This is a genomic window from Flavobacterium sp. J27 (genome assembly GCF_004303025.1).
Lineage (GTDB): Bacteria > Bacteroidota > Bacteroidia > Flavobacteriales > Flavobacteriaceae > Flavobacterium.
Window position 1 is genome coordinate 198,953 of the sequence record NZ_PJQW01000003.1, and the last position, 17,604, is coordinate 216,556.

Below are 17,604 nucleotides of genomic sequence, written 5' to 3' on the forward strand. Positions count from 1 at the left end.
TGTGATTTTGTGTTATCTTTTTCTAAAGGTTTCTTTAATGATATCGTTTGGAAAAACAACGGGGCTTTCATGACCATTTTTACCTACAGTTGCTACGCCAAAATAATAATTGTCTATCACAATTCCTTCTAGTTCAAAAGAATTAGTGTTGCCTACAAACCTGCTAAATTCCCATTGAGGGGAAGTAGTTAGCCTCCAATATATTTTATAACCCAAAATGGTGTTGTCATCTATTTCTTCCCATTTTAATTTGACATTGGGTTTTACAATACCTCCTATTTGAACATTTTTTGGTGCAGGTGGCGCCCAAGCTAAAGAAGCTAAGTTTATAGCGTTTACTGAAGTGAGTTTTTTAGCGTATTCGAAATTAACACCTTCCAAAACATCACCATATTTAATGTTATTTTCTGTTCTAATATTTTGATGTTGTCTGTTGTAATTTTCATGTGCTTCCATAATTCGAACTCCAGCAAAACCTAAATCGTTAAAGGGGCGATGATGTCCTCCTCTACCAAAACGATCCAATCGATAAATCATCATAGGATTCATTTCCGGCATGTAGGTTTTGGTAGTTTTTTCGATATAACGTGCTAATTGTCTTGAAATACCGTCAACCTCTCCGCCGTAAAAACGTCTCAGGTTGCGTTCTTTTTCTGTTTCATTTGCAGGTGTTGGTTCAGAAAAAATACGAAATGTTCGATTATCAATTACGCCATCTACTCCTTCTATATTTCCAATCATATCGTTATTGAGTACACCTATAATTTCCCATTCTTTTTTTTGAGCGTAATTAGCAAATCCTTTGCCACCGAACAACCCTTGTTCTTCACCTGAAAGGCCAACATATATAATGCTGTTTTCAAATTGATATTTAGAAAGTACTCTTGCAGCTTCAATGGTGCCAGCCATACCTGAAGCATTGTCATTTGCACCTGGAGCATCATTAGTATAATCCATAGTGTCTGAATTTCTACTGTCTATATCGCCACTCATAATAATATATCGATTCGGATATTTTGTTCCTTTTTGTATGGCTACAACATTGACAATCCAAGTGTCTTTTGGAACGCGTTCTCCATCATTGGTGGTAACAAAATCTTTTTGGTAAAACACCTCTAAACAATTTTTGCAGTTTTTAGAAATAGTTTCAAATTCAGATTTTATCCATCTCCTTGCGGCACCTATGCCTCTTTTATTGGAAACGGTATCGCTAAATGTATTTCGGGTACCAAATTCGGTTAATTTAGTAATGTCTTTTTTTATTCTGTCTGATGATATATTGTTAATAATATCATAGATTCGGGAGTCTTGTGCGTGGAAAGATAAAGAAAATTGTAGAAAGATAAAGAAAATTATTTTTTTCATTGTAGTTACTTTCTTTCAAAGATAAAAAAAATCCAACTACCGTTTTTGTAATTGGATTTTATAACATATTAAATGAATTGCATTATAAAACGTTTAATTCTATCATGCAAGCTTTCATCATTTGATAGGTTCTTTCAATATCATTGTCGAGACCAATTGAAAAACGAATTAAACCATCTGTTAATCCCATTTCTTTTTGTTCTTCTAATGGTATTTCTGAAGATGTTGATGTTCCTGGAGCGCTAAATAATGTTTTGTAAAATCCTAAACTTACAGCCAAATACCCTAAATTCCTTTCTTGCATTAATTCCATTAATTCATTTGCTTTTTCAAGAGAACCCACATCTATTGTCAACATGCCTCCAAAACCATATTCTGGATTAATCATGTTTTTATACGTTTCATAACTTGGGTGGCTTTTTAACCCAGGGTAAACTGTTTTTAAGCCATCTTGTTCAAATTTGTCAGCTAAATAAGCCGCATTATAGCTATGTTGTTTAATTCTTAAATGTAAAGTTCTAAGGTTTTTCATGACACTCGCACTTCTCATGCTGTCCATTGTTGGTCCTAAAAGCATACTAGCCCCAGTATTTACATTTTTTAAATCATTTATGAATTCTTGTGAAGCACAAACAACACCCCCTACAGTGTCACTACTACCATTAATGTATTTTGTAAGCGAATGAATGACAATGTCTGCACCTAATTGAATTGGTGAAACTGAAAGAGGTGAAAAAGTATTATCTACTACTAATTTTATATTGTGTTTTTTTGCGATTTTAGACAGGTTAGCTAAATCTGCAACTTCTAACAATGGATTGCTTACAGTCTCACAATAGATTACTTTTGTGTTTGGTGTAATAGCGGCTTCAACAATATGTAGTTTTGTAATGTCTACAAAAGTGGTTTGGACTCCCATTCTTGGTGCAAAATTCTTTAAAAAAGCATATGTTCCTCCATAGATGGTTCGGCTAGAAACAATATGGTCTCCATTACCGCATAATTGTAAAAGAGTAGGTGTTATTGCTCCCATTCCTGATGCAGCTACGTTGGCAGATTCTGTGCCTTCCATAGCGGCTAATGCTTTATCTAGGTAAAGATTACTAGGAGAAGAGTGTCTAGAGTATAAATAACAGCCTTCTGCGTTTCCTTCAAAAGTATCAAACATGGTTTTTGCAGAAAGAAATGTATATGTTGAACTATCAGATATAGATGGATTAACGCCACCAAATTCACCAAAATATTGTAGGTCTTGGATTTTGTCAGCTGGATTAAATGAGCTCATAAAGTATATTTTTAATTTGATTCAAAATTGAGCAAATCAAATTAAATTTTCAACATAAATTAGTTTATTTAGAATTTAGTGCTATTTAATTGTTTTAAAATAGTTTTTTATACTATTATTTTGTAAATTTGGTTAAAAATATAAAAAATGAAACTAGATGCTATTGATAAGAAGTTGTTAGAGCTGTTGCAAACAGATACTAAAAAGACTACCAAAGAATTATCAATGAAATTAAATTTATCTGTTACAGCTGTTTATGAGCGAATTAAAAAGCTTGAAAGAGAGCATGTTATTCAAAAATACGTAGCACTTCTAGATAAATCAAAGATAGATAAAAACTTTGTTGTTTTTTGTCATGTGAAATTGATACAACATAATATCGATTTAATTGCACAATTTGAGAAAGAGGTTGTTAAATTAGACGAAGTCTTAGAATGTTTTCACGTGAGTGGTGATTACGACTATATTTTAAAAATTTATGTTAAAGATATGGAAGCATATCGTGAATTTATGGTAACCAAACTAACTACTATTCAGCATATTGGAAGTACGCATAGTACGTTTATGATTGGTGAAGTGAAAAATACTACTGTTTTTAGATTGCAGAACAACTAATTTTTTTTTGTATATTAGCATCACTAACAAATAAAATTTTAAAAAACATGAAAAGTAAATTTTTAAACATCGCTGGAGTACAAGTTCTTTCTAAAGAGAGTCAAAAAAATATTTTAGGAGGAATAAGTGGTGATTATGATTTGTCAAAATGTGGGTGTTCTTGTAGCGGATCTGTAACAGGACCATTTTATTGCCAAAAATTCATTGCTTGCCCACAAGTATATACATGTCATGAAGAAATTTAAATTTCTTTAAAATTAAAATGATTTAAAAGTCTGTCTGTATAAGGCAGACTTTTTTATTTTAAATATCTGCAAATTATGTAGAAAAAGGATTAATATTTTATAATTTTGTACTTTTAAAATAAATCAACGAAATAATATATTATGAGTCAATTTGATGTTACCATTATAGGTTCTGGTCCTGGTGGATATGTATCAGCTATACGATGTGCCCAATTAGGATTCAAAACAGCAATTATAGAAAAATACAGTACTTTAGGAGGCACTTGTTTAAATGTAGGATGTATCCCTTCAAAAGCATTATTAGCTTCTTCTCATCATTATGAAGAATTACAACATTTTGCAGATCACGGAATTGAGGTTTCAGGAGATGTAAAAATCAACTTAGAGAAAATGATTGAACGCAAACAAGCTGTTGTGGATCAAACGTGTAGTGGTGTTAAATTTTTAATGGATAAAAATAAAATTACTGTTTTTGAAGGAGTAGGATCATTTGAAGATGCAACCCATATAAAAATTTCTAAAAAAGATGGTTCTTCTGAGGTAATTGAATCTAAAAATACAATTATTGCTACTGGATCTAAACCATCTAATTTGCCTTTTATCCAAATAGATAAAGAAAGAGTTATTACTTCTACTGAAGCTTTAAAGTTGCCAGAAGTTCCTAAACATTTTGTAATTATTGGAGGTGGAGTTATTGGTATTGAATTAGGTCAGGTGTATTTGCGTTTAGGAGCTCAAGTTTCTGTGGTAGAATATATGGATCGAATTATTCCTGGTATGGATGGGGCTTTGTCTAAAGAATTGACAAAAGTGTTGAAAAAACAAGGAATGAAATTTTATACTTCTCATAAAGTAAAAGAAGTTACAAGGAGTGGAAACAATGTAACTGTAAAAGCAGATGATGCCAAAGGTAAAGAATTGGTCTTAGAAGGAGATTACTGTTTAGTAGCGGTAGGTCGTCGTCCATATACAGACGGATTGCATGCTGATAAAGCTGGTGTAAAAATAACAGAAAGAGGTTTGGTGGAAGTGAATGATCATTTGCAAACCAACGTTTCTAATATTTATGCCATTGGTGATGTAATTCGTGGTGCTATGTTAGCTCATAAAGCGGAAGAAGAAGGGGTTTTAGTAGCTGAATATTTAGCAGGACAAAAACCACATATTGATTATAATTTAATTCCAGGCGTAGTGTATACTTGGCCTGAAGTAGCAGCGGTTGGAAAAACTGAAGAGCAGTTGAAAGAAGCAGGTATTGCTTATAAAGCGGGTAGCTTCCCATTTAAGGCATTAGGTAGAGCAAGAGCTGGTGGTGATACGGATGGATTTGTTAAAATTTTAGCTGATGCAAAAACGGATGAAGTTTTAGGAATTCATATGATTGGTGCTCGTTGTGCGGATTTAATTGCAGAAGCAGTTACGGCTATGGAGTTTAGAGCTAGTGCAGAAGATATTTCGAGAATGTCTCATGCGCACCCTACTTTTGCGGAAGCGGTAAAAGAAGCGGCTTTAGCAGCTACAGATAACAGAGCTTTACACGTATAAATTAAAAATTATAGTATTAAAAAAAGCCAAATTCATCAATGAATTTGGCTTTTTTTGTTTTTTAAAAGATTAGGCTTTTAAAATATCTTTATAACTGTTCCAATGCGAATAAATTAAAAATAAGTTTCCTAAAAATAAAACCAATGCGATAGGCAGCGCTTCTTTAGATGGAAATATATTTAATAATAGAATATTGAGTGAAACTGGAAGCAAAACTAAATTAAAAAGGCGTACAAATTTTCCTGAAACATAAGAAAGGCCCACTAATAATTCTACAGATTTTGCCAATGGCATTAAGTATTTAGTAGCCATAAATCCTGTAAAAACAGTTGCCATATCACCAGTTGGTGCGGGCTGTTCTCCCAATGAAAAAAAATAAGTAATAGAAGCAAAAAGTAAAAATAATCCTAGAAGGATGCGAATAATAATCGTTGCTATTCTCATATGAATAATTTTAAGGTTAGTATATCAAATATAGCTAATTAAGTTATTCGTTTTGTTGCTATAGATAGATTTGTGTCTAATAAAAAAAGTCGCAACATTTGTTGCGACTTTTTTATAATTTTCAGAAAATGAGATATTAACGTCTTCTTTTTTCTTTAATTTTTGCTTTTTTACCAGTAAGTTCTCTGAAGTAGAAAATACGAGCTCTACGAACTTTACCTCTTTGGTTCACTTCAATTTTTTGTAATGCTGGCATGTTAACTGGGAAGATACGCTCTACACCAACAGCACCAGACATTTTACGAATTGTAAAAGTTTCAGTTAAACCAGAACCTCTTCTTTGGATTACAACACCTTTGAAGAACTGAGTTCTTGTTTTTTCACCCTCTTTAATTTCATAATACACAGTAATTGTGTCTCCAGAATTAAAATCTGGGAAATCTTTTTTTGCAACGAATTCGTTATTTACGAAATCAACTAAATTAGCCATTTTGTATAAAATAAATATTTGATTCAGAGCAACATACACGTCTTTCGCTAGAGGTTGGTCCAAATGTGGGTGCAAAGATAATTAAAAAAACTAATTTTCAAATCCCATACGCTAATATTTTTACTTGTTTTCTTTACTTTTTAACAGTAATTCTAAAGCATAAGCTTTTGATAGTTATTCACTTAATAAGTCTGGACGTCTGTTTTTTGTATGCTCGTATGCTTTTTGTTCTCTCCATTCTTCTATTTTTGGAAAATTGCCACTTAATAAGATGTCTGGAACTTTCCAACCTTTATATTCAGCAGGTCTAGTGTAAACGGGAGGTGCTAATAAATTGTCTTGAAAACTATCGGTTAAAGCTGAAGTTTCATTGCTTAAAACACCAGGGATTAAACGAATAATACTGTCACATAATACTGCTGCACCTAATTCGCCACCAGATAAGACATAATCTCCAATTGAAATTTCACGTGTGATAAATTGGTCACGAACTCTTTGATCTACTCCTTTATAATGTCCGCAAAGAATAATAATGTTTTTTAAAAGAGACATGCTGTTTGCTATCCCTTGATCTAATGTTTCTCCATCTGGAGTCATATAAATTACTTCATCATAGGTACGCTCACTCTTTAATTTTGTAATGCAATCATCGATAGGCTGAATACTCATTACCATTCCTGCACCACCACCAAACTGATAGTCATCCACACTTTTCTGTTTGTTTGTGGTATAATCTCTCAAATTATGAAAATGAACTTCAACAAGTCCTTTTTCGATAGCTCTTTTAAGAATAGAAGCTTCAAACGGACTTTTAATCAATTCAGGTAATACAGTAATAATATCGATACGCATGGTAATTTTTATTTCAGATGTATGTTAAAAAACAAAAAAGAAGTGCAAATTTAAGTAACTTAAAACGGATACAAAAAATAATTAAACTCCAAATTGTCTTAAATGATGATCTAAATGTTTCCATTGGAGATTGTTCCAATCTTTTTCATTGAGTTTTCCCCAAAATGGATGTGTTTCCAACTGTACTACCTGAAAACCTTCACCTAGTTTTTGTACACTTTTTATTAATTCTGTTTTTGTAGCTTCAAAATCATAGGTTTCTTTACGAATGAATTCTTTTGCTGTGGGAGAATTTTTTTTAAATTCTGGAGCATCTAACCATGATTTTTTCATCAATCTTCCCATAATTCTTAGTGGAATTGGGACATTAATTTTTTCTCTTCCAAGTGCAACATTAATAGGGGCAATACAATGAGAAACCATTTGGTCTACCTTCATTTTGCCCCAGAGTGCTTTAGACTCAGGAGTTAGATTGTGAATTCTTGCTATGATTTCTTGATTATCTTTTGGTTCGAAAATGTTTTTCATTGGTATAACTATTTAGTATTAGAAAATAATGAGATATAGATGTGTCTCTTTTACAATTTTAAATGTATTTATTCTGTTTTTTATTGTATAAAAAAGCGTTCATTGGTTTGTTTGATGAATTTCTGATTCGGGTCGAAGTATAAATATACTGGTTTTTTCTCTAAAATAATTTTAATTGATTTATTATCTTTAAACAATGGGGTTTGTATTATTTTGTTAGTTCCATCTGAAAATTCAATAGCAATTTCAACAGCATCATTAAAAAGAGCATTTGTTTTTTTTCCTTTACCATTTTCATAATATTTATGAGCTATTATATTCAATTGTAATTCGAAAGTATCTTTGTTTTCTTTTACAATCATATTTTTTGCTTCGAAATTGTAAAACGTAATTCTTTTAAACAAATCATCTATTTTTGGATGCTTTTTTTTCTCAGTAATGGCATATAATTCATTTAAAAAATCGGTAGTCGTGGGATTGCGATTGGGATACTTATTTTTGTTTAGAAAGTTTTTCAGGGCTTCATTTGTTTTTGCTTCACCTATTCGTTCACTCAGTTGATACAGTACAACCATACCTTTTGAATAGTTAAGATGCGTTTGGTCATGATTAACTTTATATAATGGTTTTTCAGTTTCAAAGTTTCGTTCGTTTAAATAAATACCTGTATGTAAATTCACGTTTTCCAATACTCTTTTTTGCCCGTACATTTTTTTTGCTAGCATGAGTTCGGTGTACATGGCAAAACTTTCAGTGAGCATCGTATATCCTTCTCTGTTGTCTGGATTAATTTGGTTGTTTCCCCACCATATATGTGATAATTCATGACCTGCTAATTCATTAATAACGTCTTGTTGCTTATCTGCTTTTATATTGCTGTGAAATAGGGTGTTTTCTGTCATGAAAATAGTATTAGGATAAGCAGTAGCTGCAAAACCTTTGGTAAACGAAGAAATCTCAGCAAAACGAATGGTTTTGAATGGGTATTCACTAAAATTATTTTGACAATAATCGAGAGTGTTTTTAATATTTTTGATTAAATGAGCGACATTCTCACTATGTTTTGAATGATAATATACTTCAATTTTTTTGCCTTTATAAAGGGTTTCTTTTAAGGAATAACGAGCAGATGAAATAGCAAAACGAAACGGAATAGGACTTGTAGTTTCATAAACAAAATAGTTCCTGTTCTTCTCTTTCCATTGTTTTGTTAATTCACCAACACCAATGGCGGTTTGATTTTGTTCCGTTGAGATTGTCATTTTTAGATGTATAAAATCATCTGTTTTTGTTTTTGGAGTTTCTAATTTTTGCAAAATAGTAGCCTCACCAAGCTGGAAATTTGCTCTTTGTTCTTTTTTTTCTATTTCTTTATCGGCTTGGTAACCAAATTGAGGATAATACCTGCTAATTCTCATGAAAGAACCATTGGTTACAATTGCATTGAAGGATTGATGACCGTTTACAGGAAACCATTGGTATTCTAAAACAAAATTAAAAACAGCTTTTTCTTGCGGTAATAAATCTTTTTGTAAGGAGATGATTTCGTATTGATTCGTTACTGTATACGAAGCATTATGTAGCTGTAAAATGGCTTTTTTAATGTTAAAATTATCACTAAAATTCACTAAAATTTCTGAAATGGGTTTGTCGGTTTTGTTTTGAATTTGGTATTCGCCTCTAATGCTATATTTATTTTGACTAGGGAAAAGAGCTACGTTAGTCACAACATTGGTTATCGATGGTTGAGGTTTGTTTTGAAATTTTCGATATTGTTTTTCATATAGCGCTTGATTTTTTAATATTTCATGAGGATTTTTAAATTGAAAATCTTTAGAAAATAGAAATCCGCTTACTCCAGTTGTAAAAACCAATATGATTATAATAGTAATATGAAGGGATGTTTTTTGTTTACTTAACATTTGTGTGGTTATATACAAAAGCAAACCCACAAAAGCAAACCCGAAGAGTAGTAGCCAAATATACGAAGAGGCATATACTCCAAAACCATTCATGTCGCTATAAACTGCTTTTAATGGGATCTGAAAACGTAGTAAAGGATGAATTAAAAAACTTTTCCCGATAGCGGTAGCTGTTAATATAATAAAAATAGAAGAAATGGTTAAACCCATATATTTGTTAGGAATCCAATGTTGAATGAGGCAAATAAGTCCGGCACTAAGCAATAAAGGGCAACTAGCAAAAAGATAGATGCCACTATAAGCTTTCCAATCGATAAAAGTATAGTGATACGCAACCTGAAATAGTATGCCTAAAAGTAATAGTAAAGTGCTCAACCCTGTGACGATGATAGATAAACTTAACCATTTCGAAAGAAGCTTTGCAAATTCTTTTTGAGGTGTGGCATTTTCAATGAGATGAAAACGATTTGTTTTGCTTCGCCAAATAATTTCATGTCCATAAAAAAGAATAATTATAAGTCCAAGAATTGGAAAAGTGTCTAAAATAGCATTGGTTGTTACTCCTGAAGTTGCATATTTTTGAGGCAACCTAATTCCTTTTTCAATGGCTCCATAAATTTCCATTCCCACACTAAAAAGCAAGCCTAAACAAATTAAAATAAAAGGAATACTTCTAACAATATATTTTAAATGTAAACTAGTTGAAAAAAGCAAAGTTTTCAATTCTGTCTGCCAATTGAAAATGGGAATTACTTTTTTAACGGGTACGGTTGTACTGTTTTCGATTATGACTATTGTATTCTTTTTTCTTGATTTTCTATTTTTAATTTGAAAAGAAAAAAAGCGATAGGTAATTACTAAAAAAAGGATAGAGAATAATAAAATACTTACTCTGTTGATAAGAAAATAATTTTCAGGAAATATAATTTTGGAGTTTTTTTGAGTGATAGAATAGGTGTTGGTTTGCATGAAAAACCCTGAAAGACCAAAGGGGTCTATAAGTGCAGATAATTTCCTTGCTTCATCCGATTGAGGCATGGATTGTGCCATAAAAGGGGAATTGGAAAAAAGCAAAGCAACCATGTATAGGATGTAGATAAATATGCCTGAAATATAAGTAGTTAATTTGTTTTGAGTTAACCAACTAATACTGCAAATAATTGCGCTACAAAAGAAAGTATTAATACCTCCAAGGAGAAAAAGAGGAATAAGAAAAGCTAAAAGATTAAAATGAGTATAATCGCTAGGATTCCATCTTATTTGTAGACCAATAGCATAGCCTAAAACGAGAAGAGAAAAAAAGAGAAAACTGATGCCAAAGACTAAAATAAACCGGTTTTTTAAATACACTTTTTTAGTAATTGGTGTAGTATATAGAATTAAATTAAAATGAGCTTCTTTCTCTTTAAAAAGTATTTGTGAGGCTAAAAGTGTTGTAAAAAGTATATTTAAAAGACTAAGAAAGCCAATCATATAAAATAAGGTATATGGTGCGTTTTTGTAAATTTCAGAGCCTACAGAAATAGAGAATTTTGTTCCAGCAAAAACACCTATGATTAAAATAAAAGCCATCAGGAGATGGAATCTTATTTTTTTAAAATAAGACTGCAATTCAAATTGTAATAAAGCATTCATGAGTGTTTATTTTTGGTTAAGAATAGAGAAATACACATCTTCTAGGTTAGGTAGAATGGGTTTGAAAGAAGTGTCTGGTTGTGCATCCGATTGTACATGAATCGTTACGGTTCCCATATTTAATTGAGTTAGAACAACATTATGTTCTTTTTCATAATGTATTACCTGTTTTTTGTCTATGGTTTTTTGCCAAAGTTTTCCAGTAAGTGCTGTAATAAAATCATTTGGTTTGCCTTTTACTAAAAGTGTTCCGTTATGAATGATGGCCATTTCTTTACATAGATTTTTTACATCTTCGACCAAATGAGTAGAAAGAATAATAATGATGTCTTCACTTATCTCATTAAGTAGGTTATTGAACCGATTTCTTTCTTCAGGATCTAAACCTGCCGTGGGTTCGTCTACTATAACTAATTGTGGATTACCTAGTAAAGCTTGCGCAATACCAAAGCGTTGTCGCATACCACCAGAAAAAGTATGTACTTCTTTGTTGCTTTGTTGTTGTAAGTTTACTTTTTCTAGTAAAAAATTAACTTGTTCTTTACGCTCTTTTGTATTGGTAATACCTTTAAGTATAGCAATGTGAGTTAGTAAATCATAAGCAGAAATTTTTGGATACACACCAAAATCTTGAGGTAAAAAACCAAGTTGCTTTTTTATAAAAAGAGGATTTTCAAGACAGTCAATTCCGTTAAAGAAAAGAGTGCCATTATCTGGCTTCTGTAAACCAGCAATGGTTTTCATTAATGATGATTTTCCAGCACCATTTGGGCCTAAAAGTCCAAACATGCCATTAGTAATTTCTAGCGAAATATCATTTATCGCTACGACCCCATTTTTATATGTCTTATGGAGGTTGTTGATGGTTAAACTGTTCATTTTGAGATTGATTTTGATGATTATTATTTTTGTTTTTAGACAATAGACAGGCTCTCAACTATATTTTAGTTGAAAAAAAGAGTAGTATTTTTAAAAGATGTTATTCAGTAACGTATTCTAAAATGTCTCCTGGTTGACATTCTAGTGCGTCACAAATTGCTTCTAAAGTTTCGAAACGAATACCCTTGGCTTTTCCTGTTTTTAGTATGGATAAATTGGCTTGAGTTATACCTAACTTTTCAGCCAATTCTTTACTTTGCATTTTACGCTTGGCAAGCATAACATCTATGTTAACAATAATTGGCATGTTTTTAAATAATTAAGTCTTGATCGGTTTGCAAATGTAAACCTTGTTGAAATATAGCTGCTATAAAGAATGCGAATATACCAATAATGGCATGTCCTACTATCATAGCGAAATAAGGAAAATCTTCTGTAGGATTAATACTAATGCAGCTAAAAATAATGGGTGCCACAAGTAGATTTGTTATATAAAAAAATTTTAAATGAAATACACCACGAGCGGTAAATAATTTTGTTTGTTTGAAGGTTTGAAATACATTACTTAAACCAAAGAAAAACAAACTATAAAAAGCTAAAGTGACTAACATTTCTGTGATGTAATGAAAAGTATAGGCGCTACCCAAGATAAAATTTTTATCTGTAAAAGGATAACACACGGCAAAACGATTATGTTCTAGTATTCGCAGCGCAGTAGTTTTAAAAATTGTTACTATGGCTACATAAACTGTAGTTAGACCATATAAGAACGCAATTATTCTTACAAAATAAAATAATAGGGTTGAAATGATTCTGGTTGTCTTCATAAAACAAATATATTATTATTGCAAATATATAAATAATTATTGTTTTACGATAAATAATTGTAAAAATAAGATAATTTTATTTTTTAATGCACTCTAAACTATACATCATAGGGATTTTATTGTCTAAATGTTGTATCCTAAATTTTCCAGGCTCGAATTCTATGGTTTGGTTAAAACAATTGTAATTTGAATAGTCGTATTCTTCAAAACGAACTATTTGTAAACCGTTTTGCAATAATGCTTGAAGTACTTCAGCTATCGAATGATTCCAGCCTACATAGTCTGTAGTAATTGGAGCATTTTTATTTGCATAAGTTCCAGAATATTCTTCCATGATTGGTTTTTCATTATGATAATGATATTTTATTTTTTGAAAATCATCATCAAACATCCATACTACAGGATGAAACTCTACAAAAACAAATTTTCCATCAGGTTTTAAACTGTTAGCAATTATTTTTGCCCATTGATTTAAATCGGGTAACCAACCAATAGTACCATAACTAGTGTACACTATATCGAATTTCTTATTAATATGTTGTAAAGTATCATACACATCGCAACAAATAAAGGTCGCGTCTAATTGTAATTGTTGGTTGAGTTCTTTTGCTTTTTCAATAGCCATATTAGATAAGTCAATTCCAGTTACTTTGGCACCTAAACGGGCTAAAGAAAGAGAATCTTGACCGAAATGACATTGTAAGTGTAAAATGTTTTTGTCTTGAATTTTACCTAATAATTTTAAATCAATAGCAGGAATTGTATTTTTTCCGTTTAGAAAAGAGGGCATGTCGTAAAATTCAGAATCAATATGAATAGGTACTTTATTGTTCCAAGTCGCTTTGTTTATAGCAACATAATCTTTGGCGTTCATGATTTTTTATTTGTTGCTTACAAGGTACAAAAAAATGCATAACAGAATTTTACTTCTATTATGCATTTTTTTAAATCTTTAATATTATGGGTTTGTAGACCATAGTGAAGCTCCTTTTAACATGGCTCTTCTTGGTAATTTTAAACCAGCAACAATTAATGCTGCAAAATCTTCTGGTTGTAATACAGAATCGAGAGTGTCATTACTAGCAATACCTAAATCTATAGACATGTCTGAAACAATAGTACTTGGTGTTAACGTGCATACTCTGATGTTGTTTTTGCGCACTTCTTTCATTAACGATTCAGACATTCCAATTACAGCGAATTTTGAAGCTGAATAGGCAGAAGTATTTGGAGTTCCGTTTAAACCTGCTGTGGAAGAAACATTAATGATATCTCCTTCGTTTTTTTCTATTAAGAAAGGAAGCACTTCTTTGGTTACATAATACATCCCCAAAACATTAGTCTGGATAATCTCCGTCCATTGTTTTACTTCCATATCATTAAACGAGCCAAAAGCAGCTATACCAGCATTGTTAACTAAAATATCTACCGCTCCTATAGTAGCAATTATTCTTTTAATGCCGTTCTTTACTTCATCATAATTACCTACATCAAAAACAGCGTAGCTTGCTTTTATGCCAAATTGTTGTAATTCCTCAACTGTTTCTTGTAGTTTTTTTTCATTTCTCCCAGTAATTGCAACGTCTATTCCTTCTTTTGCAAATGCAATAGCAGTCGCTTTTCCTAAACCTCTGCTGCCTCCAGTAATAATCGCTTTTTTACCTTTTAAAGTTGTCATTTTTTTAAATTTTAATTTGGTAACAAAATTAGTTGTTTGTGCGATAAATTTTTGAAAGTTTTGTATGAAATTTAGGTAAATTTAATTTGAATAAACAGAGATTTATAAAATGAAAATTATAACTTTAATTCCATTTGTATATCGGCTCTAGTGTAATCGTTTTTTTTCATAGGAACTTCTATAAAACCATATTTTTCGTATAGGCGTAATGCATTTTGTAATTTTTTATTAGATAAAAGCATTATGGTATGAACTTTTTTTTCTTTCGCAAAAGCAAGACAGTTATCCATTAATAAATTACTTAATTTATGACCTTGAAATTTTTTAGCCACTGCTAGTTTAGCTAATTCATAAGTAGTGTTATCTATTTTTTGCATTGCTACTGTTCCAGCAACTTCATTATCGACTAAGCAAAAGAAAATCATTCCACCAGGTTTTAATATGTAAGTTTCAATGTTGTTAAAAACTTCATTGTCATGTGGTTCTACAACAAAATATTCTTCTAGCCAAGCCTTGTTTAAAGAAATAAAATCATTTTTATACTCTGGTTTGTAAGAAATAATAAGCGGTTTCATTTGTAACGTGTTAGAACAACAAAATTAGATAAAGGAGAAGAGATTTTATAGTTTATTTATAAATCTTTTAGATATAATATTAGTAAATTTGTACCATAAAATTTAAATAAACAAGAAATGCAAGACGGAATTTATGCAAAATTTACTACTCCTAAAGGTAGTATATTAGTAAAATTAACACACGATAAAACACCAGGTACAGTAGGGAATTTTGTAGGATTAGCTGAAGGTCAATTAGATAACAAGGCAAAAGCAATGGGGACACCATATTATAATGGATTAAAATTCCACCGTGTTATTCCAGACTTTATGATTCAAGGTGGGTGTCCATTAGGAACTGGGACTGGAGATGGAGGATATAAATTTGATGATGAATTTCATCCAGAATTAAAACATGATAAACCAGGTGTTTTGTCTATGGCAAACGCTGGACCAGGAACCAATGGAACTCAGTTTTTTATAACACATGTGCCTACACCATGGTTAGATGGGAAGCATTCTGTTTTTGGTCATGTAGTAGAAGGACAAGATGTGGTGGATGCTGTAGCACAAGGAGATGTTATGGAATCTGTAGAGATTATAAGAGTAGGAGATGAAGCTAAAAATTGGAATGCTATAGAGGCTTTTAGAACATTTGAAGGTTCTCGTGAGAAAAGGTTAGCAGAACAAAAAAGAGCAGCAGAAGAAGCTTTAGAAAAATTAGCTGCTGGTTTCCAAAAAACGGAAAGTGGTTTACGTTATCAAATTATCCAAAAAGGAAACGGAAAGCAAGCTGAAAAAGGGAAAAAAGTTTCTGTACACTATCAAGGAGCTTTAGATAATGGGCAAGTTTTCGATTCTTCTTACAAAAGAAAACAACCTATCGATTTTCAATTAGGCGTTGGTCAAGTTATTGAAGGTTGGGATGAAGGAATTGCTTTGTTACAAGTAGGCGATAAAGCTCGTTTTGTAATTCCTTCTTATTTAGGTTATGGATCTAGAGGTGCAGGAGGAGTTATTCCACCAGATGCTACTTTAGTATTTGATGTGGAATTAATGGATGTAAGATAATCCTTAATTTTAAAAATATATTTGAACAAATAATACTAAAATCCCGAAAAACACTTCGGGATTTTTTTTATTAAATCATTATGCAAACTGAAAAAGAAATTATTTTATGTCGTCATTTTGAAGAGTTTATTCCTTTGAGTGAATCTTTAAGAAAAGAATTATTGGATAGAATCGAATGTAAAGAATTTCGAAAAGGGGAATTAATACATGAAAGTCATAAAATATGTACTACAAGTTATTTTATAGAAAAAGGACTAGTAAGAAGTTTTTTTCTGAAAGACGGAAAAGAAATTACAGAATTTTTTTGTTGTGAAAATGAATGGGTAAATTCTCCAAAAAGTTTTATGCAAAGAAAAGTAGATATTTATGCCATTGATGCTATTGAAGATACAAAAGTCTTTTGTCTGGATATAAAAGATTTGGGATATTTATTTGATCATTTTCCTGAGATGGAAAGATACGCAAGGCTTTCCATGGGAACCATTTTAGGACATTTACTAGAACGTATAACTATTTTACGATTTACCACTGCAAAAGAAAAATATGAACATTTTTGCGAAGTTTATAAAGATGTCTATCACAGAATTCCTCTTGGAATGATGGCTTCATATTTAGGAATTGCACAAGAAACACTCAGTAGAATTAGAAAATGATTTTTTGATGTAGGTCAAAAGTTTTACTGTTTTTTAAAGTTTTCTTTGATGTAATTAAAATTTGTAAAAATGAAAAAACTTTTAAAAACAGCATCAATATTATTGTTACTTCTGTTAGGTATTTATATTTTTTTAGAATATTACAGACCACCATTAGATAAAAATTATGGTAAAATAAGATGTAGATTATATGTTGGTAAATCTGAAAACCAACCTTTAATAGTAGGTTTTGGAGGTTCGGAAGGGGGTAATTCTTGGGAAAGTGATTATTGGAAATCTACTCGAGATGAATTTTTAAAAAAAGGATATGCTTTTTTAGCAGTTGAATATTTTGGAGGCAAAACGACTTCTTCAAATTTAGATCGAATTTCTCTCAATGCTATTCACGACTCTATTATTAATACTGCCAAACATGCTAAAATTGACGCTTCCAAAATTGCAATAATTGGTGGGTCAAAAGGAGGTGAGTTAGTGTTGAATTTAGCTAGTTTATATTCAGATATAGATGCAGTAGTAGCTATTGTAGCAAGTAATGTAAGCTTTCCTGCATTAACGATAATGAACAATACTTCTTCTTGGACATACAATGATACAGAAATTCCTTTTATTTTGCCTCCTTATGCAATAATACCTTGTTTGTTAAAAGGGGATCGATTAGCTGCTTTTCAAATGATGTTGAATGAAAAAGAAGCGGCTAAAAAAGCAACTATTCCAGTGGAGAAAATGAATGCTACTCTTTTATTGCTTTCTGCAACTAAAGATGAAGAATGGCCATCTATGGAAATGAGTGAAGCTGTTGTGAAAAGATTAAAAGAAAATAATTATAAGAAATACTATCAACATATTCCTATTCATGGAGGACACACCGAGCCTTTGAAACACTTTGATTTAGTATATGATTTTTTAGAGCATCATTTTAAAAACAAATAAATTGCTTTCTATATTGTTTAGTGTTTATAAAAAAAAATATTTTATATCCTATTTGATTTTGTATTTTTACCAAAATAGTAACTTTA

At 31.2% G+C, this 17,604-nt stretch carries 19 protein-coding genes; 6 read left to right on the forward strand and 13 right to left on the reverse strand.

The features are described from left to right. Window positions 1-12: 12 nt before the first annotated feature. Complete coding sequence (locus CX675_RS05250) at window positions 13-1,365, reverse strand: M28 family peptidase (protein ID WP_130734170.1); 1,353 nt, start codon at window positions 1,363-1,365, stop codon at window positions 13-15. Between the two features lie 82 nt (window positions 1,366-1,447). Next, window positions 1,448-2,650 (reverse strand): aminotransferase class I/II-fold pyridoxal phosphate-dependent enzyme, encoded by a 1,203-nt coding sequence (locus CX675_RS05255; RefSeq protein WP_130734171.1) that lies wholly within the window; start codon window positions 2,648-2,650, stop codon window positions 1,448-1,450. 147 nt (window positions 2,651-2,797) lie between these two features. Between CX675_RS05255 and CX675_RS05260 the strand changes: the two genes are divergently transcribed. From CX675_RS05260 to lpdA, 3 genes are all read left to right on the forward strand, one after another. Then, the gene (locus CX675_RS05260) at window positions 2,798-3,265 is read left to right on the forward strand and encodes an Lrp/AsnC family transcriptional regulator (RefSeq protein ID WP_130734172.1); all 468 of its coding nucleotides are present in this window, start codon (window positions 2,798-2,800) and stop codon (window positions 3,263-3,265) included. Window positions 3,266-3,312: 47 nt separating this feature from the next. Continuing rightward, window positions 3,313-3,510, forward strand: a complete 198-nt coding sequence (locus CX675_RS05265) for a hypothetical protein (protein WP_130734173.1) — start codon at window positions 3,313-3,315, stop codon at window positions 3,508-3,510. Window positions 3,511-3,651: 141 nt separating this feature from the next. Next, on the forward strand, window positions 3,652-5,055 hold the full coding sequence (gene lpdA / locus CX675_RS05270) for a dihydrolipoyl dehydrogenase (protein WP_130734174.1): 1,404 nt from the start codon (window positions 3,652-3,654) through the stop codon (window positions 5,053-5,055). Between the two features lie 69 nt (window positions 5,056-5,124). On the opposite strand, the gene CX675_RS05275 is transcribed toward lpdA, so the two are convergent. The 11 genes from CX675_RS05275 to CX675_RS05325 all read right to left on the reverse strand — a co-directional run bounded on the left by CX675_RS05275 (window position 5,125) and on the right by CX675_RS05325 (window position 14,885). Beyond that, entirely contained in the window at window positions 5,125-5,499 is a 375-nt protein-coding gene (locus CX675_RS05275) for a DoxX family protein (RefSeq protein WP_130734175.1), read from the reverse strand. A 136-nt stretch (window positions 5,500-5,635) separates the two neighbouring features. Beyond that, complete coding sequence (gene rplS, locus CX675_RS05280; RefSeq protein WP_130734176.1) at window positions 5,636-5,989, reverse strand: 50S ribosomal protein L19; 354 nt, start codon at window positions 5,987-5,989, stop codon at window positions 5,636-5,638. 174 nt (window positions 5,990-6,163) lie between these two features. Continuing rightward, a complete protein-coding gene (trmD, locus tag CX675_RS05285; protein ID WP_130734177.1) occupies window positions 6,164-6,841 on the reverse strand; it encodes a tRNA (guanosine(37)-N1)-methyltransferase TrmD in 678 nt (225 codons plus the stop codon). A gap of 81 nt (window positions 6,842-6,922) precedes the next feature. Further along, window positions 6,923-7,369 (reverse strand): DUF1569 domain-containing protein, encoded by a 447-nt coding sequence (locus CX675_RS05290; protein WP_130734178.1) that lies wholly within the window; start codon window positions 7,367-7,369, stop codon window positions 6,923-6,925. Between the two features lie 80 nt (window positions 7,370-7,449). Further along, a complete protein-coding gene (locus CX675_RS05295) occupies window positions 7,450-10,926 on the reverse strand; it encodes a M1 family aminopeptidase (RefSeq protein ID WP_130734179.1) in 3,477 nt (1,158 codons plus the stop codon). A 6-nt stretch (window positions 10,927-10,932) separates the two neighbouring features. Continuing rightward, the gene (locus CX675_RS05300; RefSeq protein ID WP_130734180.1) at window positions 10,933-11,805 is read right to left on the reverse strand and encodes an ABC transporter ATP-binding protein; all 873 of its coding nucleotides are present in this window, start codon (window positions 11,803-11,805) and stop codon (window positions 10,933-10,935) included. A 100-nt stretch (window positions 11,806-11,905) separates the two neighbouring features. After that, a complete protein-coding gene (locus CX675_RS05305) occupies window positions 11,906-12,112 on the reverse strand; it encodes a helix-turn-helix transcriptional regulator (RefSeq protein ID WP_130734181.1) in 207 nt (68 codons plus the stop codon). Between the two features lie 4 nt (window positions 12,113-12,116). After that, on the reverse strand, window positions 12,117-12,632 hold the full coding sequence (locus CX675_RS05310) for a DUF2975 domain-containing protein (RefSeq protein WP_130734182.1): 516 nt from the start codon (window positions 12,630-12,632) through the stop codon (window positions 12,117-12,119). 76 nt (window positions 12,633-12,708) lie between these two features. Further along, complete coding sequence (locus CX675_RS05315; protein ID WP_130734183.1) at window positions 12,709-13,506, reverse strand: bifunctional 2-polyprenyl-6-hydroxyphenol methylase/3-demethylubiquinol 3-O-methyltransferase UbiG; 798 nt, start codon at window positions 13,504-13,506, stop codon at window positions 12,709-12,711. Window positions 13,507-13,590: 84 nt separating this feature from the next. Continuing rightward, on the reverse strand, window positions 13,591-14,310 hold the full coding sequence (locus CX675_RS05320; protein ID WP_130734184.1) for a 3-ketoacyl-ACP reductase: 720 nt from the start codon (window positions 14,308-14,310) through the stop codon (window positions 13,591-13,593). Between the two features lie 116 nt (window positions 14,311-14,426). Beyond that, on the reverse strand, window positions 14,427-14,885 hold the full coding sequence (locus tag CX675_RS05325) for a GNAT family N-acetyltransferase (protein WP_130734185.1): 459 nt from the start codon (window positions 14,883-14,885) through the stop codon (window positions 14,427-14,429). Between the two features lie 117 nt (window positions 14,886-15,002). Between CX675_RS05325 and CX675_RS05330 the strand changes: the two genes are divergently transcribed. The 3 genes from CX675_RS05330 (at window position 15,003) to CX675_RS05340 (ending at window position 17,518) form a co-directional block, all read left to right on the forward strand. Then, window positions 15,003-15,935: a peptidylprolyl isomerase gene (locus CX675_RS05330; protein ID WP_130734186.1), complete on the forward strand. Its 933-nt coding sequence runs from the start codon at window positions 15,003-15,005 to the stop codon at window positions 15,933-15,935. A gap of 80 nt (window positions 15,936-16,015) precedes the next feature. Further along, window positions 16,016-16,588: a Crp/Fnr family transcriptional regulator gene (locus CX675_RS05335; RefSeq protein WP_130734187.1), complete on the forward strand. Its 573-nt coding sequence runs from the start codon at window positions 16,016-16,018 to the stop codon at window positions 16,586-16,588. A 69-nt stretch (window positions 16,589-16,657) separates the two neighbouring features. Then, a complete protein-coding gene (locus CX675_RS05340) occupies window positions 16,658-17,518 on the forward strand; it encodes an acyl-CoA thioester hydrolase/BAAT C-terminal domain-containing protein (protein WP_130734188.1) in 861 nt (286 codons plus the stop codon). The last annotated feature ends 86 nt before the right edge of the window (window positions 17,519-17,604 follow it).

Excerpts from the sequence above, each read along its gene's own strand:
- CX675_RS05255 (WP_130734171.1), bottom strand. The coding sequence starts at position 2,650 with ATGAGCTCATTTAATCCAGCTGACAAAATCCAAGACCTACAATATTTT.
- CX675_RS05250 (WP_130734170.1), bottom strand. The coding sequence starts at position 1,365 with ATGAAAAAAATAATTTTCTTTATCTTTCTACAATTTTCTTTATCTTTC.
- lpdA (WP_130734174.1), top strand. The coding sequence starts at position 3,652 with ATGAGTCAATTTGATGTTACCATTATAGGTTCTGGTCCTGGTGGATAT.
- CX675_RS05310 (WP_130734182.1), bottom strand. The coding sequence starts at position 12,632 with ATGAAGACAACCAGAATCATTTCAACCCTATTATTTTATTTTGTAAGA.
- CX675_RS05275 (WP_130734175.1), bottom strand. The coding sequence starts at position 5,499 with ATGAGAATAGCAACGATTATTATTCGCATCCTTCTAGGATTATTTTTA.
- CX675_RS05305 (WP_130734181.1), bottom strand. The coding sequence starts at position 12,112 with ATGCCAATTATTGTTAACATAGATGTTATGCTTGCCAAGCGTAAAATG.
- CX675_RS05335 (WP_130734187.1), top strand. The coding sequence starts at position 16,016 with ATGCAAACTGAAAAAGAAATTATTTTATGTCGTCATTTTGAAGAGTTT.
- CX675_RS05290 (WP_130734178.1), bottom strand. The coding sequence starts at position 7,369 with ATGAAAAACATTTTCGAACCAAAAGATAATCAAGAAATCATAGCAAGA.
- CX675_RS05260 (WP_130734172.1), top strand. The coding sequence starts at position 2,798 with ATGAAACTAGATGCTATTGATAAGAAGTTGTTAGAGCTGTTGCAAACA.
- rplS (WP_130734176.1), bottom strand. The coding sequence starts at position 5,989 with ATGGCTAATTTAGTTGATTTCGTAAATAACGAATTCGTTGCAAAAAAA.
- CX675_RS05265 (WP_130734173.1), top strand. The coding sequence starts at position 3,313 with ATGAAAAGTAAATTTTTAAACATCGCTGGAGTACAAGTTCTTTCTAAA.
- CX675_RS05340 (WP_130734188.1), top strand. The coding sequence starts at position 16,658 with ATGAAAAAACTTTTAAAAACAGCATCAATATTATTGTTACTTCTGTTA.
- CX675_RS05315 (WP_130734183.1), bottom strand. The coding sequence starts at position 13,506 with ATGAACGCCAAAGATTATGTTGCTATAAACAAAGCGACTTGGAACAAT.
- CX675_RS05325 (WP_130734185.1), bottom strand. The coding sequence starts at position 14,885 with ATGAAACCGCTTATTATTTCTTACAAACCAGAGTATAAAAATGATTTT.
- CX675_RS05320 (WP_130734184.1), bottom strand. The coding sequence starts at position 14,310 with ATGACAACTTTAAAAGGTAAAAAAGCGATTATTACTGGAGGCAGCAGA.
- CX675_RS05300 (WP_130734180.1), bottom strand. The coding sequence starts at position 11,805 with ATGAACAGTTTAACCATCAACAACCTCCATAAGACATATAAAAATGGG.
- trmD (WP_130734177.1), bottom strand. The coding sequence starts at position 6,841 with ATGCGTATCGATATTATTACTGTATTACCTGAATTGATTAAAAGTCCG.
- CX675_RS05295 (WP_130734179.1), bottom strand. The coding sequence starts at position 10,926 with ATGAATGCTTTATTACAATTTGAATTGCAGTCTTATTTTAAAAAAATA.
- CX675_RS05330 (WP_130734186.1), top strand. The coding sequence starts at position 15,003 with ATGCAAGACGGAATTTATGCAAAATTTACTACTCCTAAAGGTAGTATA.